The organism is Nocardia carnea, assembly GCF_029868855.1.
GTDB lineage: Bacteria > Actinomycetota > Actinomycetes > Mycobacteriales > Mycobacteriaceae > Nocardia > Nocardia carnea_A.
Map to the genome: position 1 here is coordinate 14,466 of NZ_JARWOV010000049.1, position 22,234 is coordinate 36,699.

A 22,234-nucleotide genomic window follows, 5' to 3' on the forward strand; every position below is an offset into this window, starting at 1 on the left:
CGGCTGGCTCGAATGAGCTACGCGGCCTGGGCAGCCGTATCGACGCCGGCGCGCTCGCGGATCAACAACAGTCCCGTCAGCGCAACGAGTACGGCGGTCAGCCCGTGGATCCCGAAAGCGGCAGCTGCCGAACCGTTGTGCAGCAGAACGGTGAGCATGTCCCCCACCGGGATCAGCGCGAATCCGAGCAGCACGACTCCCAGTGCGAACCGCTGTCCCAGCGCGAGTAGCACCAGCAGGACGATTGCGGTGACCACGTCGCGAACCCCCTTGAGGTTCGAGAACGCTGCCGCTTCGCCGGTAGGCCATACCGGCAGTCCGAATCCGGTGGCGATCCACTCGGGTGCGATCAGGTAACCGGTCCCGAAGTACAGGACGAATGCCGCCAGGCTCAGGGACAACAGGGTTGCGACGCGGCGAACGGTGATCATGGTCAACTCCATATCTAGCATTGCTATATCGAATAGCGACACTATCTTGCTAGCGCTAATTTGTCTAGCGCTGCTAGATTCAGGGCATGGGAATCCAGAACAGGCGCGAACGGGAACGATCCGAACGACACCGGCTCATCGTCCGCACGGCCCGCGAGCTGGCGGAAACCGAAGGCTGGGATTCCGTCACCGTCCGCAAACTCGCGGACCGCATCGAATACAGCCAGCCGGTCCTCTACAGCCACTTCGCCGGTAAACGCGCCATTGTCACCGCGGTCGCCCTCGACGGCATCACCGAACTGGCCGAATCCCTCCACCGCGCCCGTACCACTGCCCCCGACGAACCCGCAGCCCTCGCCGCCGTAGCCCGTGCCTACACGGATTTCGCCGCCGAAAACCCCGCCCTTTACGACGCCATGTTCGTGTTACCCACCGACCTTACTTTCGGTGACGGCGCCCCCGAACCCCTCCGCAACGCCTTCACCGAACTGGTCACAACCTTCGCCCCCTTCGCCGCGAAAACCGACGTGGAAACCCTCACCGAAACCATCTGGAGCACCCTCCACGGCCTGGCCACGCTGGAACGCAACAACCGCCTCCGCCCAGGTCGCCGGGCACAACGCCTCGCCATTCTGCAGAACTGGCTGGCCACAACGGCAGCGCGACAACGTACCTCCTGGCCGCAGCTACCTGCTCCTGACCTCGAAAAATGATCGTTATCGACGCACGCCTCGGCAACGACTCGAATCAGCGCCCACGCTGTCAGCGAGTGGCGGCCGCAGTCCGGGGCGGACGCCTTCTGTACGGCATCGACAGCCCGGGCGATCGGCCCCTCGAGAACGGGCCGCCGCTTTCCGACCCGCGCCGTGCCCTCGACCGTCATCGTCGGCGCGCGGCCCCGGGATCACAGCGTGGCCGCGCGGCTTCGCTCGCGACCCGCGCGGCCTGTTCGTTGACCCGCGTTTGCGGGTGCGTTTCAATGCTCCGGCGTCCGAAAGACGTTTTCGCTGCTCAGGCTTGTGCACAGCCCGTCAGACCGCGCCGGTACCCGGCTGTTCCGGGGGCCTTCGCGCGGTAGCGCCCGCCGGTTGCCGGGGAATGGAGTCGACGATGAGGACGGTCGCATTCGGTTCCGGGGCACGGTCCCGGATGGTCCGCGCCCTGGTCACCACGGTACTGCTGCTCTCGGGCGGCACAGCGGCAATCCCGGCAGCCGCGCAAACCGTGCCACCATCCCCGTCCGAAGATCCCTTCTACACCTACGACCAACCGATGACCGCCACCACTCCGGGCACTGTCCTGCGCTCCCGGCCCGCGCCGTTCGCCTTCCCGAAGTTATCCACACCCATCACCAGCACCCAGGTGCTCTACCGGACCACCACTCAGCAGAACGAGCCCACCGCGGCGGTCACCACCGTGCTGCGCCCACTCGTCCCCGGCCCCGCGCGGCTGTTGTCGTACCACATGGCCTACGACGCGCTCGGATCCCAATGCAACCCCTCGTACACGCTCACCGGCCGGACAGATAGCCCCGGTGCCGTCATGGAGCAGGCTGTTATCGCCGGTTATCTCGCCGCCGGATACACCGTCGTGGTACCCGATTACGAAGGCTTTGACCTGGAGTGGACCGTCGGCCGGCAATCCGGCTACGCCGCCCTCGACGGAATCCGGGCCGCCGAACAGATCCTGGGACTGCCTGCTTCGACTCCCGTCGCGATGTCCGGGTACTCGGGCGGTTCGGTGCCCACCGAATGGGCCGCCGAGATCGCTCCGCACTACGCTCCCGAACTCGCCCTGGTCAGCGCCGCCGCCGGCGGGCTACCCGTCCACCTCGCACACAACCTCCCCTATGTGAGTGGCAGCACCAACTGGGCGGGCGTCATCCCGGCCATGGTCGTCACCTATCGGCGCACCTACGAACTCGACACCACCGCATTCCTCTCCGAACGCGGAGCCCAGCTCACCGCCGCCGTGGAAAACCTCTGCCTCGGGCAGTTCGCCAAGCGCTATCCCGGCCTCACCGACGCCGAAATGGTCCGCGCCCCCTACCATTCGCTGCTCGATGTCCCCGCGTCCGCGGCCGCCGTCAACGACAACATCATGGGCACCGCCGGCACCCCCGCCGTTCCCCTGCTGCTCGCCGTGGGCCAGAGCGATCCCATCGGCGACTCGGTAATGGTCGCCCGCGATATCGAAGCCCTGGCCCACCAGCACTGCCGCCGCGGCGTCTCGGTGACATACGCCCGATACCCGCACCACGACCACATCGCCGCCTTCGCCCGCTTCCAAGCCGAGGCCGCACAGTTCCTCGCCGACCGTTTCGCCGGTATCCCACCCACAACCAACTGCGCATCCATCGGCCCGGGCAACTCTCTCGCCCCCGTCCCCATCCCGGCCGGGTGATCGGCCGCCCCACCTCGGCGCCCAGCATCTCCGAGCAGTTCCCGAAACCGTTCCCCGAGTGCCACTCGCACGCGCTGCCCCGTTCACTGCCCGCGGCACTCCTCGAATGGAGTCTCCGCGGCGCACACCCGCACCGAGAAGACCACCGGCCGCGGATCGGCTGCGCCGACCACTCGCGCACCGTTCTGCGCGCCGAGAGAATAGACGGCATGACCGGTCTCGCGCTTACGCCCGAACGTCGAACCGAACTGGCCGCGTTGCTCGACGATGGGCCACGGTTGACGGCGGAGTATCCGAAGGTCGCCGAGTATCTGGATACCGCGCCGATGCTGTCGGGTACCGGGGACCCGGAGGCCGATGGCGCGTTCGATCTGCGGTTCGTGCACTTCATGACCGGTGGTACCGCAGAATTCGGCAATCCGTATTGGGAGATCGTCGGCCCGGCCGTCGGAACCGATGGCGAGCGCAGGGTGATCAACGGCGGAAGCGCCGACGGCAGCGTTCGACTCGGGTTCGTGCAGACAATCCTCCAGGCCGCATATGCCTATGCGATCCCCTCTCCCGAGACCCTGGAGTGGGTGAAGAGGTTCAGCCAGGGCCGCACAGTGGTCGAGCTGGGTGCCGGTCGTGGGTACTGGGCACGACAGCTGTCGGACTATGGCATGACGGTCGAGGCGTTCGATTCCGAACCGCCGGACACCTCCGCGAATCTCTCCTTTCCGGACACTCCGGGGCAGCCTGCTGTGTGGTTTCCGGTGGGCGGTCCCGAGGAGTTCGCCACCGAACTCGATGCGGACTCGGTGTTGTTCCTGTGCTGGCCGCCCGGCTGGGGCAACACGATGGCGTCCGAGGCGCTGAAGCTGTTCGAGTCGCGCGGTGGCAGCCGACTGGTGTTCATCGGTGAGCCCAAGGGCGGCAAGACCGGTGACGATGCGTTCTTCGATCGGCTGTCGGCAGCCTGGTCACTGGAGAGTGCCGATGAGCGGTTCGTGTCCTGGTGGAACCTCACCGATGTAGCTCAGGGCTGGGTCCGGCGACCCTAGCCGCCGGCCCAGCTATTGGACGAAACAGCCGGCAGCGGTAATCATTGCAGCGGCCCGACTACGGGCACCATGGTGTGGCAGTGGCCTCCGGCCAGAACCGGGCCGAGGCCGAGCGCGCCGCGTATCAGCGGCTCACGGAATTCACGCCGACGGCGGTGCTCGCCAATTTCGGCTCCGCCGACCTGAGCGGCGCAAAGATCATCGAGGTCGTCTGCACGAGCAACGCACGCTGATTCGGTCCGAGTATCGGATAGGCATCACCGCTCGAGGCGGGCGTCATTCGTCGCTCACCGAACAGGCGTCGACGATAGCCGCGGTGTCCCAGTAGAACGGGCGCACTTCGCTGATCAGCCCCTCGGTCACCGTGATCGTTTGCAGTATAGGGAAATTCAACTCTCGACCGCTGTCGCGGGAGCAGGCGTTCACATGAGTCAGAACAATCAGCGGGCTCATTTCGGATAGAAACACCTGTTCGGTCATTTCGAAGCGGTCCCATGTCGCGCTCATGGCAAGGAAAAACTGTTCCATACCGCCGTGACCGCGCCAGATACCTCCGTAAGGAAGCGTATCCGCTTGCCACAGCACTACATCGGGAGCGAAGAACGGCGCAAGGGTGGCGAACGAAGCCTTGCCGGGGCCACCGGCAGCGAGGTATTCGACCTCCGCTCGGTACATGCGTTCCAATATGAGCCTGGGCGAAGTGACGGTCATGAGATCAGTATCGGACTGCAGGTCCATGACAAGCTGGCGGTAATCGGACGGCACAATCGCCCGACGACGGACGGTCACGTCGTATTTCCGCCGGTAGCGCGGTTGGTGCGTCCTTACGGTCGGTCGAGTGCATATTGATACTGAGCCCAGGGCTTCTGATACTGCCCAGCTACGCGGTCCCGTCATCCTGTTCATGGCAGTTGCGGCTGCTCTCGGCACCTCGACCATCTACCCGCTGCAGCCCGCAATTGCGGACGTGGCGGACACGCTGGGAACGCAGATCACTGCCGTCGGGATCGCGCTCGCCTGCGGGCCCGTCGGCTACATGATCGGCCTCGGCCTACTTGTGCCGTTGGTCGACCGGTTTGCCCCCGGACGCATCCTCGCCGCACAGTTCGCGGTTCTGGCGTGTGCCCTTGCGGTCGGTGCCGCTGTCGGCACCGTCGGATTGCTGGGTCCGATAGTCGGCCTGATCGGAGCCTGTTCGGCGGTCGGAGCGGGCCTCAGCTCCGTCGCGGGCCGATTGGCCCTTCCGCATCGGCGGGCAACAGTCTTGGGGATGGTGACCGCCGGCATCTCGGTCGGCATCCTCGCAGGCCGGATCGTGGGCGGCTGGCTCGCCGACGAGCTCGGCTGGCGCGGGATGCTGCTGGTGTTCGCCGCCGCGTGCGGTCTCGTTGCCACGTGTTGCCTGGTGGCGCTCCCCTCGGCACCCGGCAACTCCGAACGCGGCTACCTCGCTACGTTGTGTTCCCTGCCCGGCTTGTTCGTCCACCACGCGACCCTGCGCGTTGCTGCGCTCCGCGGCGCCCTGTGGTTCTTCGCGTTCTGCGCGGTGTGGGCCGGTCTCGCCGTGGCGCTCTCCGAGCCCCCGTACTCCTACTCTGCCGAACGGATCGGCCTGTACGCACTCGCGGGTCTTTCAGGGCTCCTGGCCACCCAGATCGCGGGCGCGCGGACCGACCGTGATGGTGCTCGCCGGGTGATCCTCGTCGGCCTTGCCTTGGCCGGGATAGCCGCGGTCGGCGTGGGCTTCGGCCTCGCGAATACGGTCGTGACGCTGGTCTGCCTGGCCGTGTTCGACGCCGGACTGTTCGCCGCCCAAGTGGCCAACCAAAGCACAGTCCTGGCAATCGATCCCTCGGCCCCGGCCCGTTTCAACAGTGCGTACATGCTGGTCTACTTCGTCGGTGGCAGCCTCGGCACGGCCTTCGGTGCCGCGGCAGTCGAGTGGTTCGGGTGGCCGGCCACCGCGTCGATCGCCGCGGCAGCGATCGGAGCCGCCGCGATGATCACCGGCTTCGGCAACCGGCATCAGCACCGTTGAGCGGTACGAACTGACCCTGTACCTACGGAAAAGTGTGGAGCCGCCTGGGGGAATCGAACCCCCGACCTTTTCATTACGAGTGAAGCGCTCTACCGACTGAGCTAAGGCGGCGTGCCGTTCGGCGTCGCGAGTCTATCGTCTCCGGCCGGGGAACGCGAAAACGCGTGGTCAGGACGTTTGGGCGAGGAGAGTGGCGGCCATTGCGGCGAGAGCGAAACGGGGTTTGACGTTGACGTCCAGGGCTTCGCGGCAGGCCAGGACGGCGTCGATCGAGCGGAGCAGGCCCTCGGGGCGGATGCGGGTGGCGAGGTCGCGGGCGCGGTCGGCCATATCGGGGTGGGTCATGGTGAGGCCGGTGGCATCGCCGAAGCTCACGGCCAGGGCGTCGCGGTAGAGGCCGGCTATATCGAGGAGGGCGCGGTCGAGGGCGTCGCGGCCGGTGCGGGTGGCGCGGGATTTCTGGCGCTTCTCCAGGTCCTTCAGGACGCCCGCGGAACCACGGGTGGCGCCGGCCGCGCCTTTACCGGTGCCACCGGCGCCCAGGGCGGTGGCGAGTTCGTCGCGTTCGCGTTCGTCGCGATCGGCACTGAGCTCCTTCGCCTCGTCGTCGGCGGCCTTCACCAATTCATCGGCCGCGAGGTAGGCGTTGCCACGAAAGACCGCGGCGACCAGGTCGAGCGCGCGGCGGCGGCGGGCGCGGGCTTCGTCGTCGGTGGCGAGGCGGCGGGCGCGGCCGATGTGGCCGCCACTCACCGCGGCCGCCCATTCGGCGGTTTTCGCGTCCAGGCCGTCGTGGTCGCGCAGCACCTGGGCGATGGCAGGAGCCGACGGAGTGACCAGGTGGATATGCCGACAGCGAGAGCGCAGCGTCACCGAGATGTCTTCGGGGTCCACCGAGGGGGCACACAGTAGGAAGACAGTCCGCTCGGGCGGTTCCTCGACCACCTTGAGCAGGACGTTGCCCGCGGCTTCGGTGAGACGGTCGGCGTCTTCGATCACCACCACCTGCCAGCGGCCGGTGCTGGGCCGGCGGGCGGCGATCTGCACGATTCCGCGCATCTCCTTGGTGGAGATGCTCAAGCCCTCGGGGATCACCCGCCGCACATCACCGTGCGTTCCGGCCATCGTGGTGGTGCAGGCGTGGCAATGGCCACAACCGGGCCGATCGGGGTCGGTACATTGCAGTGCCGCGGCGAAGCACAACGCAGCCACGGATCGTCCCGAACCCGGCGGGCCCGTGAACAGCCACGAATGTGTCATCGCCGAATCCGCGGTGCCGGAGCGGCCCGCCACCGCAGCGGCGGTCAGTTCGGCCGCCACCGTCTCCTGCCCCACCAGCCGATCGAAGACGCCCGTCACGTCCGACACCCTAATGGAATCGCCGGGCCTTGCTCATCGGATGGCCTCGAACAATCCATGCACATCCGGTCGCGAACAACACGTACGCCGATCGATGCGGGCACGGGAACTTGCCCCGATCGCGCCCTGATCGACTTGTCGCCGGGCACTCGGCCGGTGTCGCAGGCAGCGGTACTCCGACATGCCCACCCCCAGTTGCGAGGCCGAGCCGACTGCGAAACGCGCGGCCGGAGCAGAGAAGGGACCGGCCTACCCAGCACGCTGAGCGGTCGTGTTCGCACCGTCCAACTGTTCGCGGATGATATCGGCGTGCCCGCTGTGGTGGGCGATCTCACGCAGGATATGCAGGATCAGAAAGCGCGCCGACCACCACACCCGACCGGGCACCCAGGGGTTGGTCGGGGTGGGAATGGAGGCGTCGAGGTCGCCTGCCGAACGAATGAGTTCCGCGGTGTTCGCCGCGACGATCTCCCACTCCGCGAGCAAACCGGCGACTGTCTCCTCGTCGCCGATGCTGTATTGGCCTTCGAAGTCTTCCAGTTTCTGTTCCGCGTTCTCGTCGCGGTCCACGAGCACTTTTGTCCACAGCCGTTCACAACTGACCAGGTGATGCAGCAGCCCGCCCAGGGTGAGTTCGCTGGCGGTGGTGCGCTGCCTCGCTTGCTCTTCGCTGATCCCCCGCAGGGTGATGCGAAACATCTCGCGCTGTTCATCGAGCAGTTGGATGAGGTCGTCGTGCTCTCGGCGGCCGGCCATCGGCGCTCCTTCGGATCGGGGTCGCGCGTCAGATTACGGCTCGGGTACGACAGTTCTATTTGTCGCTCTCGGCTGTGGCGCGGCTCGCGGCCTGCTTTGCGGGCGCCTTCTTGGCCGTCGACTTCTTCGCCGGCGTCTTCTTCGCGGTGGTCGACTTCTTCGCCGCGGTGGTGGTCTTCTTCGCCGCGGCTTTCTTTGCCGGAGCCTTCTTCGCGGTCTTCTTGGCGGTCTTCTTCACCGGACCCCGCGCGCGGCGGTCGGCCAGCAGTTCCGAGGCCCGTTCGTCGGTGATCGATTCCACCTCGTCGCCCTTACGCAGGCTGGCGTTGGTCTCCCCGTCGGTGACGTAGGGTCCGAACCGCCCGTCCTTGATCACCATGGGTTTACCAGTGGCCGAATCGTTGCCGAGTTCCCGCAGCGGCGCAGCGGCCGCAGCCTGTCTACCTCGGCGTTTGGGTTCGGCATATAACTTGAGGGCGTCGTCCAGGGTTACCGTGAAGATCTGGTCCTCGGTGGCCAGAGACCGCGAATCGGTCCCCTTCTTGAGGTACGGGCCGTATCGCCCGTTCTGCGCGGTGATCTCCTCACCGGATGCCGGATCCGTACCGACCACTCGTGGCAGCGAGAGCAGCTTGAGAGCGTCGTCGAGGGTAACCGTCGCCGGGTCCATGGATTTCAGCAGCGACCCGGTGCGCGGTTTCGGCCCGTTGTTCTTCTTCGTGGTCTTCTTGGCTGCCTCGTCCTCCGGAGGTTCGGGCAGGATCTCGGTCACGTAGGGACCGAAACGTCCTTCCTTCACGACGATTTCGTGCCCGTTAACCGGATCGACACCGAGTGCACGCCCCTCCTGTGGGGTCGCGAACAGTTTCTCCGCGACGTCGGGGGTCAGCTCGTCCGGCGGTAGATCGTCGGGCAGGTTGGCACGTTGCGAGGTCGGTTCCGCATCGGGCTTGTCGGGGTCGGTGACCATACGCTCCAGGTACGGCCCGTACCGGCCGACCCGCACCACCACATCGCGGCCCGCGTCGTCGGTGAAGAGTTTGATCGAATTGATCTCGCGGGCATCGATATCGTCGAGCCGTTCCCCGACCATCTTCTTGAGCCCGCCGGCCCGCGCGACCGACCCCTCGGCGCCGTCGTCCCCACCGAAGTAGAAGCTGGACAACCAGTTTCCGCGCTGGGCCCGGCCGGTGGCGATCGCGTCGAGATCGTCTTCCATGGCGGCAGTGAAATCGAAGTCGACCAGCCGGCCGAAATGCGACTCCAGCAGTCCCGTCACCGAGAACGCCACCCAGGACGGCACCAGTGCGCTGCCGCGCTTGTAGATATAGCCGCGGTCGAGAATGGTCTTGATGATCGAGGAGTAGGTGGACGGGCGCCCGATACCCAGTTCCTCGAGAGTTTTGATCAGCGATGCCTCGGTGTATCGCGCGGGCGGATTGGTGCTGTGCCCGTCGGGGTTCAACTCGACCGCCGTTACGCCCTCGCCCTCCGCCAGCTGCGGCAGCCGGGTTTCCGCGTCGTCGGATTGGCCACCGGCCTCTTCGTCGACACTCTCCACATAAGCCTTCAGGAATCCGGGGAAGGTAATGGTGCGCCCCGAAGCGGAGAACACACATTCCTCGCCGGTGCCGGCCGTGCCGGTGATCCGCAGGGTGAGGGTGGTGCCCTTGGCATCGGCCATCTGCGAGGCGACGGTGCGCTGCCAGATCAGCTCGTAGAGCCGGAACTCGTCATTGTCCAGCCGGGCATGCAACTGGCCGGGTGTGGCGAAGGTATCACCCGCGGGGCGGATCGCCTCGTGTGCTTCCTGCGCGTTCTTGACCTTGCGGGTGTACTGCCGCGCGGTCGGGTGCACGAACTCCGCGCCGTAGAGCTGGGTCGCCTGGGTGCGGGCGGCATTGATCGCCGACTCCGACAGTGTCGTCGAGTCGGTACGCATATAGGTGATGTAGCCGTTCTCGTACAGCCGCTGTGCGGTGCGCATGGTGCGTTCCGATGTGAAACGCAGTTTGCGGCCGGCTTCCTGCTGCAGGGTCGAGGTCATGAACGGCGCATACGGTTTGCGGGTGTACGGCTTGGATTCGGCCGAGGTCACCACCAGATCGGTGCCGTGCAGGGCCTCGGCCAGCCGCCGTGCCCGTGCCTCGTCGAGCACCAGCGCACGGGAATCGGCCTTGAGCTGCCCGTCGGAGCCGAAATCCCGGCCGGTGGCGACGCGGGCGCCGTCGACGTCGACCAGCCGCGCGGAGAAAACCCGAGGGTTGGCGGTATCGGATTCCCCGCCCGCGTCCAGCTTCGCCGCGATATCCCAGTACTCGGCGGACCGGAACGCCATCCGCTCGCGTTCCCGCTGCACGATCACCCGGGTCGCGACGGACTGCACCCGGCCCGCCGACAGCCGCGGCATGACCTTCTTCCACAGCACCGGGCTGACCTCGTAGCCGTACAGCCGGTCCAGGATGCGCCGGGTTTCCTGCGCGTCGACCAGGTCGTTGTCCAGGTCCCGGGTATCGGCGGCGGCGGCCCGGATGGCCGGTTCGGTGATCTCGTGGAACACCATCCGCCGGACCGGGACCTTCGGCTTCAGCGTCTCCAGCAGATGCCAGGCGATCGCCTCGCCCTCACGGTCGGGGTCGGTGGCGAGATACAGCTCGTCGGCGTCGGCCAGCAGGCCCTTGAGTTCGGTGACCTTACCCTTCTTGTCAGGGCTCACCACATAGATGGGTTCGAAGTCGTTGTTGACGTCCACCCCGAGCCGGGCCCAGTCCTGCCCCTTGTATTTGGCCGGCACGTCGGCGGCGCCGCGTGGCAGATCGCGGATATGTCCCACCGAGGCCTCGACCGTATAGTTCCGGCCCAGGTAGGGCGCGATTTTCCGAGCCTTTGTCGGGGACTCGACGATCACGAGACGACGCACGGGACGACCCGCCTCGGCTGCGCTACGGTCTCGTGTTGCCACCGGCGAATCCCTTTCCTTCTCGACCCGCTGGACGCTGCTGGGGCGCAGGACGCGGCTGGATGAACAGATGGTGACGGCGAACATCACCACCAGACACGTTTATACCTTGACGCTGCGCGTGGTCGAGCGGTTGCGACCATCGGGCGATGGCGCGTCGATGCCGTTCAGTATGCAGGGCGCGGGGCCACCACAGCACGCACGGTAGGTCACGAGGCCGTGCCTTGTCGAGGTGAGCGGTGCGCGGAGGCGGTAATCGACCGCCCGTCCGCGCGTGGCGCAATTCGGCCGAGACGAGCCGGCGGCTCGCAAGAAGTAGGACGCGACACCGTTCGCCGGAGCGCGATCGCGGATGACCGGAAAGTGCACGGTGGTTACCGAGGCGTCCGGTTGCCGCACGGCCGGGAGGACAACCCGGAGGCGCGTGGAGTGCGCGACTCGGGCGGGCGCGTCGAGACGCGCGGGGCTCACAACCGCGGGAGTACACATACTGCACATATAGTTCGTCCCTCGCTCCCGTTACGGGATCGAGGGACGAACTGGGAGATGTACTCGCTCAGCTGAGCGCACGAACTCCGGTGGCCTGCGGGCCCTTGGTGCCCTGACCAACCTCGAACTCGACCTTCTGATTTTCCTCGAGGGTACGGAACCCCGAACCCTGGATTTCGGAGTAGTGGACGAAGACGTCCGCAGAGCCGTCTTCGGGCGCGATGAAGCCGAAGCCCTTCTCCGCGTTGAACCACTTCACAGTTCCCTGTGCCATTCTGTTCCTTCTCTTTTCTTACTCGGAACGGCGGACAACTGAGTTTCGTCCACCGGGCCTGTTCCGAACCCCTGTACTCTGGACTCCCGCGGGGCCTTCGTAAGCGGTTCGCAACATCGATCCTGCCAAGGTTTGGACTTTGCATCCGTTCCCTCGAACACAGAAGCTTGCGACCGAGACCCAGTGAACCATGTCTTTGGGAAATTCAACAGCGGAGTTACCGACAATTTGCAAAAAAAATGATCTCGCGAATGCGGCGATAAGGGATAGCCCGGCGGAATCTGAACCTCCGGTATGTTTGCCTACCGATAACCAGCGAACGGACCGCGTACCCGGCTGTGACCCAGATCGCTATTGGGTATCGAATCCGCAGGCAGCGAGGGGCGGACGGCGATGTTTCACATCGCCCGGGCGCGCAGAAGGTATGTCGCCATGACCCACGAGGTCCGATCCGAGGCGAGCTACGGGCGATCGTTGCTGAATCGTGTCCTGGGTGGAGGCGGGGATACCGATTCGCGGCTGACTCATATCGCGGAGGTCCCCGGCCGCACCGCCCGGACCGCCGAATGGCCGATCTGGGCGGCGCCTGCAGTGGTCGACGCGCTACGCGAGGAAGGTATCGCGGCGCCGTGGAGCCATCAGACCGCCACCGCCGAACTCGCCCACAGCGGGCAGAATGTGGTCGTATCCACCGGGACCGCCTCCGGTAAATCGCTGGGCTACCAACTTCCGGTGCTCACCGCGTTACACGACGACCCGCGTGCCACGGCGCTGTATATCGCGCCGACCAAAGCTCTGGGGGCCGATCAGTTGCGAATGGTCGGCGAACTCACGCGGCACAAAGCCTTGCGACATATCCCGGTGGCCGCCTACGACGGCGATACGCCGACGGAGATCCGGCAGCTGGTGCGGGCGGAGGCGAGATGGGTGTTCACCAACCCCGACATGCTGCACCTCGGACTACTGCGTTCCCATCCGCGCTGGGCCCGGCTGTTCCGCCGGCTGCGCTACGTGATCGTCGACGAATGCCACGCCTACCGGGGGGTCTTCGGTTCCCACGTGGCCCTGGTACTGCGGCGGCTACGCCGGTTGGCTGCCCATTACGGGGCGGATCCGGTCTTCGTGCTCTGCTCCGCGACCGCTGCCGATCCCGGCGCCGCCGCAACGCGCTTGATCGGCGCGGACTGCGCCGCGGTGACCGAGGACGGGTCGCCACGGGGACCGCGCACCGTCGCCTTCTGGGAGCCGCCATTGCTCACCTCGATACAGGGCGAGAACGGCGCACCCGTACGACTGGGCGCAACCACCGAGGCGGCCCGGATCACCGCCGACCTGGTACTCGAAGGGGCTCGCACGCTGACCTTCGCCCGGTCTCGGCGGTCCGCCGAGCTGATCGCCCTGCACACCCGGCAGCGACTGGCGGAAATCGCCCCTGAACTGGCCGAACGTATCGCCGCCTACCGTGGCGGATACCTGCCCGAAGACCGCCGGGCCCTCGAGGCCGGTCTCGCCGACGGATCGCTGCTGGCCGCCGCGACCACCAATGCCCTGGAACTCGGCGTGGATATCGCGGGCCTGGACGCAGTGGTCCTCGCGGGTTTCCCCGGCACGGTGGCCTCGTTCCGACAGCAGATCGGCCGGGCCGGACGGCGGACCCAGGGGGCGCTGGCGGTACTGGTGGCCCGCGACGATCCGCTGGACACCTACCTCGTCCACCACCCGGAAGCCCTGCTGGACCGTCCGGTGGAGGCCACGATCATCGATCCCGCCAACCCCTATGTGCTCGGCCCGCAGCTGCTGTGCGCGGCCATGGAACTGCCACTCGACGATGCCGAGGTACAGCGCCTCGCCGACCACCGCATAGTGGCCGAACTCGCAGGTAAGGGGCTGATTCGCCGACGGCGATCCAACGGCGGTCACCGCTGGTTCTACACCGCCGCCGAACCACCGCACGATTCGGTCGATGTCCGTGGCGGTATCGGCTCCCAGGTCGCGATCGTGGTCGGCGAGACCGGGCGGTTCCTCGGCACCGCGGACGTGGCGCGTGCGCCGGCCACCCTGCACCGGGGAGCAGTACATCTACACCAGGGTGAGACCTACGTGGTCGACGAACTCGACCTCGACGGGGGCATCGCGTTCGTGCGCGAAGAGACCCCGGGCTGGACCACCAGCGCCCGGCAGATCACCTCCCTCACCATTGATTCGATCCGGGAGAGCCGTACATTCGGGCAGGTCACAGCAGCATTGGCGACGGTTACGGTACACAGCCAGGTGATCGGCTACCTGCGCACCGCGGTCACCGGCGAGGTGCTCGACCTGGTCGAACTCGACCTGCCACCGCAGCAGTTGCCCACGACCGCGGTGCTCTACACGTTGACCCCGGACCTGCTGGCACGCGCCGGTATCGCACCCGCCGATGTGCCCGGCTCATTACACGCTGCCGAACACGCGGCTATCGGACTGTTGCCGCTGGTCGCGACGTGTGACCGGTGGGATATCGGCGGTGTGTCCACCGCCCAGCATGCCGATACCGGCCTCCCCACGGTCTTCGTCTACGACGGGCAGGCCGGTGGCGCCGGTTTCGCCGAACGCGGCTACGCCCTGCTGCGCCAGTGGCTGGGCGCAACACTGGCCGCCGTCGAATCGTGTTCCTGCCGCTCCGGATGCCCATCGTGTGTGCAGTCACCCAAATGCGGAAACGGGAACGACCCGCTCGACAAGGCCGGAGCAATCAGGTTGTTGACGGCGATTCTGACCGAGTCGGCCGAGTCCGGACGCGCGTCCAGTTTTGCATGACCCGTACACACTGGTCAGCACGTTCGCTCTGCACGGCGCCCCCAGCAACCTGTCCACTTGCCCATCGGATTTAAGAGGAAGTTGATCATGTTAACTGGATTGTTGCCCTGTAACCGTTCGGTAGCTGTCGACAATGCATTCGAATCAATTCAATAACAAACTCCTATTTCCGGTAGCGGGCCATTAATTGCCCTACCTAAGCGAATGCGGTATTCGTCGTTAACAAATGTCACCGAATGCCGATCACCCACCTTCTTCGACCGGTCCCGCCCGGGCAATCGCTCGTATACTCTGCGACCCGAACGGACCCACCGGTACCTTTTCTATGACCTCGATCTGTACGTCCCATCCGGCGACCTCACATCGGATGAGTCCGGCCGTCATGCGCCTGCCGAACTCTTCGGCCGTGGCGCATCCCGCATCGGCTCCTTCCGGTAGTTCCGCGGCGGCGGCCAGTGCCGCGAGATCGGCCGCGGCCTGCGCCCGGTGCCGGGTCGCGATCACCCCGCCCACATGCATGACGAGCACAGTGAGCACGAGCAACGCGGCGAGGGCGAGGCATGCTGTCACCGTTGCCGACCCGTCGTCCTGGTGAAGCCGCACGGAGTTCGGGCGCTCGGACACGCACGCAACGGCACCCCGGTCCTTCGCATCGGCCGGGCGCGAGCACCAGCCGAACAGGATCGGCACAGCCATGGGTTCAGATCTCATATGCCTTCCCCCGGCTCCCATGCGGCCACCGACTCGGCATGCAGTTCGAGTGCGGGTAGCAGCGGGACGTCCGCGGTCACCACCGCGACCACGCGATCGGCCTCGTAGCGCACCGAGATATCCGCACCGTCCGGAGCGACCTGCCGTGCGGTGGACTCGGCAGCCGCCCGATCGCCCCGGGCGGCGAGCCGTGCAGCCTCCCGGGCGGCGTCGACACAGCGCACCTGGGTGACCGCGGCGAAAACCGCACCCACGCACAGTGCCACCGCGGCGGCAAGTGCCCCGAGTGCGATCGCCGCCTCGACAGTCACCGAACCGGCGTCGTCGCGCAGCGCCGCCGGTGCCCGAGCACTGCCGGTAGCCCTGGGGCCTGGCCGCCGGGGGCGACGCCGGTGAGATTCGGTCCGCGCGCTAGACACTGGTGTTCAAGGCCTTTTCGATGATCCCGGTAAGAGCGTCGGGGATGCTCTCGCCGGTAACCACCGTGTACAGCACGGCACCGAACGCCGCCGCGGCGATCGTGCCGATCGCATATTCCACGGTGCTCATCCCGTCATCGGCGACCGCGGCCTGCAGGAGACGGGTATTGAACTCCGCACCGGCCGCCCGCAACCGACGCACCACCACCCCGGATCCGATCACTGTCCACATCTGTATCCCCTTCTCTCGACCCCGTACGGCCGGTCCGTACGCAGGTACATCTCGGTATCCTTCGGGCGCGATCACAGCAACGCACCGCCCAGCACCCGACCTGCCAGGCCCACGATCACCGGAACGATGCCCAGGCAGACGAACGCCGGCAGGAAGCACAGGCCCAGCGGGCCGCCGATCAGCACACCGGCTCGCTCGGCGCGCGCGGTCGCAGCTTCTTCGACGAGTGCCCTGTGCTCCTCGGCCAGTTCGCTCACTGCTGCCGCCAGCGAAGACCCGGATCGAGCAGACCGCCGCGCCAACCTGGCCAGGGCTTCGAATTCCGGTGCCGCCGCGGCTTCCGGCACGACCGGTGCCCATGCAGTGGCCGGGTCGGCACCCATGGCGAGCAGGTCGGCGGCATGCTGTAGCGGTGCCGCCAGCCGGACAGGGCACGTTGGCACCACCGCGCGGACCGCGGCATCGGTCGGCAAGCCGGCACGTAAACAGGCCGCCAGCAGATCGAAGAGGGTCGCGGTCGCCACCGGATCGGCCGGACCCCGCGCATCGGGTAGCGGCGTCCGTCCCGCTATCGGACCGCCACACAGCCGCGCGATCACCGGTGCCCGGGCCGGAACCAGTAGAAAAGACACGGCCAGCAACAGGCAGGACCATTCCGGGCCCGTAGTCATCGGTGGCCCCCGCGTAGGAAGAGCCGACTACCCGGACACCGGTCGGGCTCCGATCGACACCACAACCTCCGATTCGGGCGGCAATCACGGCATTCGGATGGGCTCATCGCGATGCCACCCGGTGGGTGATCTCATCGGCCCACAGCAATCCGGCACACGCCAGACCCGCGCCGATCGGCAGAAGATAGGTGCCGATTCCCGAGAACAGGAGAACGCGGACCGGATCGGCCCCCATCAGCTGGCCCAAACCGATGCCGAGTACCGGAAGTATCGCCAGAATGGCGGCCGTGGCCCGGGCGCCGGCAAGCGCCGCCTCCGTCCGGCTGCGGAATTTGGCACGGGCCGCCAGATCGGCGCGGGCCGCCGCCAGCAGTTCGGCCAAGGCCAGGCCGTGGCGTTCGGCCACCCGCCAAGCATCTGCGACCCTGGTCAGTTCGGTCGCGATCACCGTTCCGGGACAGAGCAATCCATCGGCGCCGGATCCACCCAGCCGGCTGCGTGCCGCGCCCACCGCGAACGCCGCTGCCGCGACACCGGAGGTCTCGCGGGCAGCGACGGCGGCGGCAGCGCTGGGATGTGCGCCCACATGTAGTTCCGCGATCACGGCCGCCAGACCGTCGAGCAGGAACCCGCATTCGGTGCGATGCCGCCCGGACCGGCGTGCTCGGCGCATCCGCACCGTAACGGTGGCCCCGACGAGGACTGCGGTGACGAGTGCCCCACTGCCCAGGACCAGCGCCACCACGCAGCTCAGACCCACGATGGAGTGCAGAGTTCGGGCCGAGGATATTCGGTGACGCGGTCGTGGTGCGAACACGAGCGTGTACCGTCGCCGGGTGGCCGGTGCCGGAAGGATGAGTACGGCCAGCCCGAGACAACCGAGTGCCGCGATTACCGAGGCACCCGGTTCTGCGGGGATCATCCGCCCAGCCGTTCTGCGAGCAGCCTGGCCAGCGACTCCGCTCCGGGACCCGGCCCGCCGAGGCGCCAGGCCGGGCAGATCTCGACCCAACCGTGGCTGTCCCGCCGCACCACGCCGATTTCCCGGAGTATGCGCGAACCGTCGGTGCGCCGCTGTACGTGCAGGACGACCTGGACCGCGGCGGCCAGCTGACTGTGCAGGGCAGGGCGATCCATACCGCCCGAACCGGCGAGCGCCTCGAGCCGGGCCGGAACCTCATATGGCGAGTTGGCATGAACGGTTCCCGCACCGCCGTCGTGTCCGGTGTTGAGGGCGGTGAGCAGGTCCACGACCTCCACTCCGCGCACCTCCCCGACCACGATGCGGTCGGGCCGCATCCGAAGCGCCTGGCGCACCAGATCACGGAGGGTGATCTCGCCGGCGCCTTCGATATTCGCCGGGCGGGCCACCAGCCGGACCACGTGCGGATGCGGCGGCGCGAGTTCGGCGGCGTCCTCCACACAGACGATTCGCTCCCCCGCGTCCACCTCGGCGAGCAGCGCCGACAGCAGCGTGGTCTTCCCGGCACCCGTACCACCCACTACCAGAAATGCGAGCCTGGCCCGGATGATCTCGCGCAGCAGGGTTTTCGCTTCGGCCGAAACGGTCCCGGCCCGGGACAGGGCGTCCAGGCCCTGGGTGGCCGGACGCAGGACCCGCAGCGATAGGCAGGTGCCACCGAGCGCGACGGGAGACAGCACGGCGTGCAGGCGGACACCGAAATTGTTGCCCAGCACGAGTTCCCGGCCGGATAGCCGACCGTCCACCCAGGGCTGCGCGTCGTCCAGGCGGCGGCCCGCCGAGAGGGCCAGCCGCTGAGCCAGGCGCCGCACCGCGGCCTCGTCGGGGAAGGTTATCGAGGTCTTCTCGACCCCGTGCCCACGATCGACCCACACCGCGTCGGGCGCCGTTACCAGCACATCGGCGACCGCCGGATCGTGCAGCAGTGGTTCGAGTACGCCGGCGCCGGTGAGTTCGGTTTGCAGCAGCCGCAAGGCGCGCAGGAGATCGGTATCCCCCAGCATGCCGCCCGCTTCCGCCCGGATGGCCGCGGCGACCCGCGCTGGTTCGGGTTCGGCGGATTCGCCGGCCAGGCGCCGACGCACCCGGTCCAGAAGTTCGGCCGTGACGACGGTGTCTTCGGTGCCGGTGTTCATTCCCGTCTCCGTTCGTGCGGGGGACTCAGTACCGCCAGAACCGCATCGCAGGCCGTGCGCAGTGGGCCTCGCGGTAACCGCAGGCCGCCCCGTTCGAGGCGGGCACCGAGGCCGGGCTGTGCACGCACCGCTGCCAGGAGGGGCAGCTCGAGGACGCCGGCGATCTCGTGACCGCGGAGATTGCCCGGGGCCGGCCCACGGACCACCAGTCCTTGATTCGGATTCCGGTCGGCGATCCACCGCGCGACGGCTTCGGCCGCTGCCACCGCTCGTAACCGGGCGGGTACGACGAGCACCACCAGATCCGCGGCGTCCAGTATCCGGTCTACGTGCGGACCTCGTTCGCTGGAGATATCGCAGACGACGAGATCGCCTGCTCCACGAGCTGCTTCGAGCACCGCGTGTACGGCGGCGGCGCCGATGGGATTTACCCGGCCGGCACCGCGGCCGCAGGACAGCACCGACAGGCCGGCACCGGCGACGGGTAGGGCGCTGTGCAACTCGGCGGCGGCCACCCGGCCGTCGTCGATGACCAGATCGGGCCAGCGCAGACCGGGTGCACCCTCGATACCGAGCAGCAGATCCAGGCCACCGCCGTGTGGCACGCCGTCGACGAGCACGGTATGCGGCCGGAACCGGGAGGTGGCCGATCGCAATGCGACCGCCGCGGCCAGGGTGGAGGCACCGGCGCCGCCACCCGCGCCGGCCAGGGCGATGACGGCTCCTCCCTCGGCACGGTGTTCGGCGTATTCGGCGAACTTCTCGATGAGTCCGACCGCCGCGGTGGGCAGCGCGACCACACGCTCGGCGCCGATCACCGCCGCCGCCTGCCAATCACCCAGTTCGGGTTCGCCATCGGTGACTGTGACCACTCCGTTGCGCCGCGGCGGCGCAACCGCGGCGCATTCCATCGCCGCCCGGGTGTCCAGCACGACGAGTGGCGCCACCGACCAGGCATGCCTGGCTACCGGTGGGTCGGCTTCCTCGATGAGCCGACCCGCCGCCGCGGCGACCCGGCGGGCTTCCTCGCGGAGCCGGTGATCCCGGATGACCACCAGCACAGCGGGTTCGGCGCTCTCCGCGGTGGTCGTGTCGTGGTTCATACAAGCAAGCGTGGCTCAGGGAACACCGCCGGAACCGGGCCGTGGCGGCGATTGTGGACAACTCGCGAGCTGTGGACAACTCTGCGAGATCGCGGCCGTCCCCGAAATAGAGGACGGCCCCAGCCGGGGGGGGAGGAGGCTGGGGCCGTCGGGGTTCAGCCCCGGGGGGTCGGGCTGAACGCGCCTGGAACATGTCCAGGTGACAGCCATACTACACCCAATCCCCGACGGGAACGCAAGCCCCGCGACAAAGAAGTTCGCCGCTTCACACCCGCTATCGGGCACCGGGAGAAACCACAGGTCAGGGCCGCCGGAACCGCCCGGCGGCGCCGACACGCCAGAGACGGATGCCTATCCTGAACCCGTGACGGACTCCGCTGATTCGACACCGCTTACCGGCGATCGCCACGGCACGAACGGCCGTATCGCCGCGTTCTTCGACCTGGACAAGACTGTGATAGCCCGCTCCAGCACCTACGTGTTCAGCAAACCTTTCTTCGCCGAGGGGCTGATCAACCGGCGTGCGGTACTGGAGAGCAGCTATGCCCATTTCATTTTCCTGCTCTCGGGCGCCGACCACGATCAGATGGAGCGGATGCGCGCCAACCTGACGAATATGGTCGCCGGTTGGGATGTCGCCCAGATCCAGTCGATCGTGGCCGAGACCTTGCACGAGCTGGTGGATCCGCTGATCTACGCGGAGGCGGTCGATCTGATCGCCGATCACCGGATTCGCGGCCACGATGTGGTGATCGTCTCCGCTTCCGGGGAGGAAGTGGTGGCGCCGATCGCCGAGGCGCTCGGCGCAACGCATACGGCCGCCACTCGGATGGAGGCCGTCGACGGCAAGTACACCGGTGCCGTCGATTTCTACTGCTACGGGGAGGGCAAGGTCACCGCGATGGAAAAGCTCTCCGCAACAGAGGGATACGACCTGACTCGGTGTTATGCGTATTCCGATTCGATCACCGATCTGCCGATGCTTTCCGCGGTCGGCCATCCGACCGCAGTGAATCCCGACCGGAATCTGCGCCGAGAGGCGACGGCCCGGGGGTGGCCGATCCTCACGTTCTCCAATCCGGTTTCACTGTGGTCGCGGTTTCGCGCCCCATCGAAAACGACAACCGGAATCGCGGTCGGGCTCAGCGCGCTGGCGGCCGGCGCACTCACCTATCGACTTCTACGTCGCCGCTGAAGATTGGCCTCTACCTGGCCTTATAGCATATGACTCCAATTTCGCGTGACCGTTCGGCGAATGTTCGGTGATGTTTCGCGAAGCCTTGCTGTGAGTGCGCTCACAGTGTAGAAATGGAGGCACGGAAGGACGGAAGGCCAAGGCGTAGCCGGAAGAGAAGGCTCCGCCTCCCGACCACCCTTCCCAGCACGGACACCAGGCACCCACGCGGAGCTCGCCGCGACAAGGGCAGGAGTGTTGTGGGCCTGCGAAATCCGGTTCGTTGCCGGCGATGGCCTCGCATAGCTGCGGGGATGAGCTGCTGCGGAGCCCGGAGGAACGCCGAGGCCGGAGAACACAACCCATTTCAGCACGCATGGTAACCGGGTAGTCCGTGCTCGCGGGCGGTGAGGTCCAAGGACCACGCCGCCCGCTTTAATGTGCAGGTAAGCCGCCGCGTCCCGGGCCTACGGCGAGACAATCCGCGAAAACCGGCACTCAGCCGGCTGCCGCCTCAGCGATCGACATCGCTTCCCGGGCGCCGTCTTCGAGTGCCCCGCAACAGAAGACCACCCAGCCGCCGACTCCGGTGGCGGTACCGGCACCGAAACCCGCCGCCGCGTCCAGGTAGGCCTGCCGGCGCCGCAACAAGAAAACCTCCGGAATACCCAGCGCGTGCGGATCCAGTCCACTGGACACGGTGACCAGCCGCGATGCCGCCCGGGCGACCAGGCCGTCCGCGGTTCCGAACGGTTTCAAGGTCAACAGCTCACCGTGCACCACCGCCGCCGTCACCGGAGCAGGCGCCGCAGTGGCCAGCAAAGTCTGCGCCAGGACGTCCAACCGTTCGGCCACGCCTCCGTGGCCGCGTGGCCGACCCAGCTCGCCCTCGTCGTCGACCAGGTCGGCAGCGGCCAGCAGGTGCAGCCGGGCCAACGCTTGCAATGGCGCTCGCTCCCAGATTCCCACCAGGTTGCGCAGCGCGTCGCCTTCCAGTGCCTGGCCGATACGCAGCGCGCCGGCCAGGATCGGATCGGCCACCGCGCCGTCGGCGGGGAGTTCGGTACTGCCGCCGTCGAGTGCCGCCGAGGATCGTGCGGCGCGCACCGCGGCCTCGGCCGCGGTGGTCGGCCAGCCCCGGCGATTGGTTTTGTGCCGGTGTACCTCGGCCAATGCGTCGCGGGCCTTGTCGGCGGCGGCCCGGACGCCGGGCAGTTCGATGAGGGGCGCGAGCGGATCGGTCACGGGGTAGCAGGCT

At 67.3% G+C, this 22,234-nt stretch carries 21 protein-coding genes and 1 tRNA gene; 7 read left to right on the forward strand and 15 right to left on the reverse strand.

Annotated features, from left to right (window positions below):
* Positions 1 to 17 precede the first annotated feature (17 nt).
* Positions 18 to 452: a DUF4267 domain-containing protein gene (locus QH195_RS04390; protein WP_228812651.1), complete on the reverse strand. Its 435-nt coding sequence runs from the start codon at positions 450 to 452 to the stop codon at positions 18 to 20.
* Between the two features lie 65 nt (positions 453 to 517).
* On the opposite strand from QH195_RS04390, the gene QH195_RS04395 reads away from it, so the two are divergent.
* The 4 genes from QH195_RS04395 (at position 518) to QH195_RS04410 (ending at position 4,110) form a co-directional block, all read left to right on the forward strand.
* Positions 518 to 1,144, forward strand: coding sequence for a TetR/AcrR family transcriptional regulator (locus QH195_RS04395; RefSeq protein ID WP_280420703.1), 627 nt, complete (start codon positions 518 to 520; stop codon positions 1,142 to 1,144).
* Positions 1,145 to 1,541: 397 nt separating this feature from the next.
* The gene (locus tag QH195_RS04400; protein WP_280434401.1) at positions 1,542 to 2,834 is read left to right on the forward strand and encodes a lipase family protein; all 1,293 of its coding nucleotides are present in this window, start codon (positions 1,542 to 1,544) and stop codon (positions 2,832 to 2,834) included.
* Between the two features lie 209 nt (positions 2,835 to 3,043).
* Complete coding sequence (locus QH195_RS04405; RefSeq protein ID WP_195055713.1) at positions 3,044 to 3,877, forward strand: hypothetical protein; 834 nt, start codon at positions 3,044 to 3,046, stop codon at positions 3,875 to 3,877.
* 80 nt (positions 3,878 to 3,957) lie between these two features.
* A complete protein-coding gene (locus QH195_RS04410) occupies positions 3,958 to 4,110 on the forward strand; it encodes a hypothetical protein (protein ID WP_280434402.1) in 153 nt (50 codons plus the stop codon).
* Positions 4,111 to 4,153: 43 nt separating this feature from the next.
* Here the strand turns inward: QH195_RS04410 and QH195_RS04415 are convergent, their stop codons facing one another.
* Entirely contained in the window at positions 4,154 to 4,666 is a 513-nt protein-coding gene (locus QH195_RS04415; protein ID WP_280434403.1) for a nuclear transport factor 2 family protein, read from the reverse strand.
* 49 nt (positions 4,667 to 4,715) lie between these two features.
* Here QH195_RS04415 and QH195_RS04420 point away from each other — a divergent pair, with 49 nt between their 5' ends.
* Positions 4,716 to 5,915 (forward strand): MFS transporter, encoded by a 1,200-nt coding sequence (locus tag QH195_RS04420; protein WP_280434404.1) that lies wholly within the window; start codon positions 4,716 to 4,718, stop codon positions 5,913 to 5,915.
* Positions 5,916 to 5,950: 35 nt separating this feature from the next.
* Here the strand turns inward: QH195_RS04420 and QH195_RS04425 are convergent.
* The 5 genes from QH195_RS04425 to QH195_RS04445 form a co-directional block, all read right to left on the reverse strand.
* Positions 5,951 to 6,026: transfer RNA gene (locus tag QH195_RS04425), tRNA-Thr, on the reverse strand.
* A 57-nt stretch (positions 6,027 to 6,083) separates the two neighbouring features.
* Positions 6,084 to 7,274, reverse strand: a complete 1,191-nt coding sequence (locus QH195_RS04430; RefSeq protein WP_195055715.1) for a DNA polymerase III subunit delta' — start codon at positions 7,272 to 7,274, stop codon at positions 6,084 to 6,086.
* A 249-nt stretch (positions 7,275 to 7,523) separates the two neighbouring features.
* Entirely contained in the window at positions 7,524 to 8,030 is a 507-nt protein-coding gene (locus QH195_RS04435; protein ID WP_195055716.1) for a DUF664 domain-containing protein, read from the reverse strand.
* Between the two features lie 55 nt (positions 8,031 to 8,085).
* Complete coding sequence (gene topA / locus QH195_RS04440) at positions 8,086 to 10,992, reverse strand: type I DNA topoisomerase (protein WP_280434405.1); 2,907 nt, start codon at positions 10,990 to 10,992, stop codon at positions 8,086 to 8,088.
* Positions 10,993 to 11,545: 553 nt separating this feature from the next.
* Complete coding sequence (locus QH195_RS04445) at positions 11,546 to 11,752, reverse strand: cold-shock protein (protein WP_011206895.1); 207 nt, start codon at positions 11,750 to 11,752, stop codon at positions 11,546 to 11,548.
* Positions 11,753 to 12,184: 432 nt separating this feature from the next.
* On the opposite strand from QH195_RS04445, the gene QH195_RS04450 reads away from it, so the two are divergent.
* Positions 12,185 to 14,548 carry a DEAD/DEAH box helicase gene (locus tag QH195_RS04450; RefSeq protein ID WP_280434406.1) on the forward strand — a complete coding sequence of 788 codons (2,364 nt, stop codon included), beginning with the start codon at positions 12,185 to 12,187 and terminating at the stop codon, positions 14,546 to 14,548.
* A 243-nt stretch (positions 14,549 to 14,791) separates the two neighbouring features.
* Here QH195_RS04450 and QH195_RS04455 read toward each other — a convergent pair whose 3' ends face one another.
* From QH195_RS04455 to ssd, 7 genes are all read right to left on the reverse strand, one after another.
* Entirely contained in the window at positions 14,792 to 15,259 is a 468-nt protein-coding gene (locus QH195_RS04455) for an Rv3654c family TadE-like protein (protein ID WP_348536855.1), read from the reverse strand.
* Positions 15,256 to 15,570 carry a TadE family type IV pilus minor pilin gene (locus tag QH195_RS04460; RefSeq protein WP_280434407.1) on the reverse strand — a complete coding sequence of 105 codons (315 nt, stop codon included), beginning with the start codon at positions 15,568 to 15,570 and terminating at the stop codon, positions 15,256 to 15,258. The genes QH195_RS04455 and QH195_RS04460 overlap by 4 nt, the downstream gene beginning before the upstream one ends.
* Positions 15,571 to 15,670: 100 nt before the next feature.
* Complete coding sequence (locus QH195_RS04465) at positions 15,671 to 15,910, reverse strand: DUF4244 domain-containing protein (protein ID WP_280434408.1); 240 nt, start codon at positions 15,908 to 15,910, stop codon at positions 15,671 to 15,673.
* 71 nt (positions 15,911 to 15,981) lie between these two features.
* Positions 15,982 to 16,581, reverse strand: coding sequence for a type II secretion system F family protein (locus tag QH195_RS04470; protein ID WP_280434409.1), 600 nt, complete (start codon positions 16,579 to 16,581; stop codon positions 15,982 to 15,984).
* Positions 16,582 to 16,684: 103 nt separating this feature from the next.
* On the reverse strand, positions 16,685 to 17,341 hold the full coding sequence (locus QH195_RS04475; RefSeq protein WP_280490149.1) for a hypothetical protein: 657 nt from the start codon (positions 17,339 to 17,341) through the stop codon (positions 16,685 to 16,687).
* A gap of 158 nt (positions 17,342 to 17,499) precedes the next feature.
* Positions 17,500 to 18,699, reverse strand: coding sequence for a TadA family conjugal transfer-associated ATPase (locus QH195_RS04480; RefSeq protein WP_280434411.1), 1,200 nt, complete (start codon positions 18,697 to 18,699; stop codon positions 17,500 to 17,502).
* Positions 18,696 to 19,802, reverse strand: a complete 1,107-nt coding sequence (ssd, locus tag QH195_RS04485) for a septum site-determining protein Ssd (RefSeq protein WP_280434412.1) — start codon at positions 19,800 to 19,802, stop codon at positions 18,696 to 18,698. Before ssd ends, QH195_RS04480 begins: the two co-directional genes overlap by 4 nt.
* Before the next feature lie 364 nt (positions 19,803 to 20,166).
* Here ssd and QH195_RS04490 point away from each other — a divergent pair, with 364 nt between their 5' ends.
* Positions 20,167 to 20,997, forward strand: a complete 831-nt coding sequence (locus tag QH195_RS04490) for an HAD family hydrolase (protein WP_280434413.1) — start codon at positions 20,167 to 20,169, stop codon at positions 20,995 to 20,997.
* 477 nt (positions 20,998 to 21,474) lie between these two features.
* Here the strand turns inward: QH195_RS04490 and QH195_RS04495 are convergent, their stop codons facing one another.
* The gene (locus QH195_RS04495) at positions 21,475 to 22,221 is read right to left on the reverse strand and encodes an oxidoreductase (protein WP_280434414.1); all 747 of its coding nucleotides are present in this window, start codon (positions 22,219 to 22,221) and stop codon (positions 21,475 to 21,477) included.
* Positions 22,222 to 22,234 lie beyond the last annotated feature (13 nt).

Bases quoted from the DNA above. Each gene is read 5' to 3' on its own strand.
- QH195_RS04390 (WP_228812651.1), bottom strand. From the start codon at position 452: ATGCTAGATATGGAGTTGACCATGATCACCGTTCGCCGCGTCGCAACC.
- QH195_RS04400 (WP_280434401.1), top strand. From the start codon at position 1,542: ATGAGGACGGTCGCATTCGGTTCCGGGGCACGGTCCCGGATGGTCCGC.
- QH195_RS04435 (WP_195055716.1), bottom strand. From the start codon at position 8,030: ATGGCCGGCCGCCGAGAGCACGACGACCTCATCCAACTGCTCGATGAA.
- QH195_RS04470 (WP_280434409.1), bottom strand. From the start codon at position 16,581: ATGACTACGGGCCCGGAATGGTCCTGCCTGTTGCTGGCCGTGTCTTTT.
- QH195_RS04405 (WP_195055713.1), top strand. From the start codon at position 3,044: ATGACCGGTCTCGCGCTTACGCCCGAACGTCGAACCGAACTGGCCGCG.
- QH195_RS04450 (WP_280434406.1), top strand. From the start codon at position 12,185: ATGACCCACGAGGTCCGATCCGAGGCGAGCTACGGGCGATCGTTGCTG.
- QH195_RS04445 (WP_011206895.1), bottom strand. From the start codon at position 11,752: ATGGCACAGGGAACTGTGAAGTGGTTCAACGCGGAGAAGGGCTTCGGC.
- QH195_RS04465 (WP_280434408.1), bottom strand. From the start codon at position 15,910: ATGTGGACAGTGATCGGATCCGGGGTGGTGGTGCGTCGGTTGCGGGCG.
- QH195_RS04395 (WP_280420703.1), top strand. From the start codon at position 518: ATGGGAATCCAGAACAGGCGCGAACGGGAACGATCCGAACGACACCGG.
- ssd (WP_280434412.1), bottom strand. From the start codon at position 19,802: ATGAACCACGACACGACCACCGCGGAGAGCGCCGAACCCGCTGTGCTG.
- QH195_RS04455 (WP_348536855.1), bottom strand. From the start codon at position 15,259: ATGAGATCTGAACCCATGGCTGTGCCGATCCTGTTCGGCTGGTGCTCG.
- QH195_RS04480 (WP_280434411.1), bottom strand. From the start codon at position 18,699: ATGAACACCGGCACCGAAGACACCGTCGTCACGGCCGAACTTCTGGAC.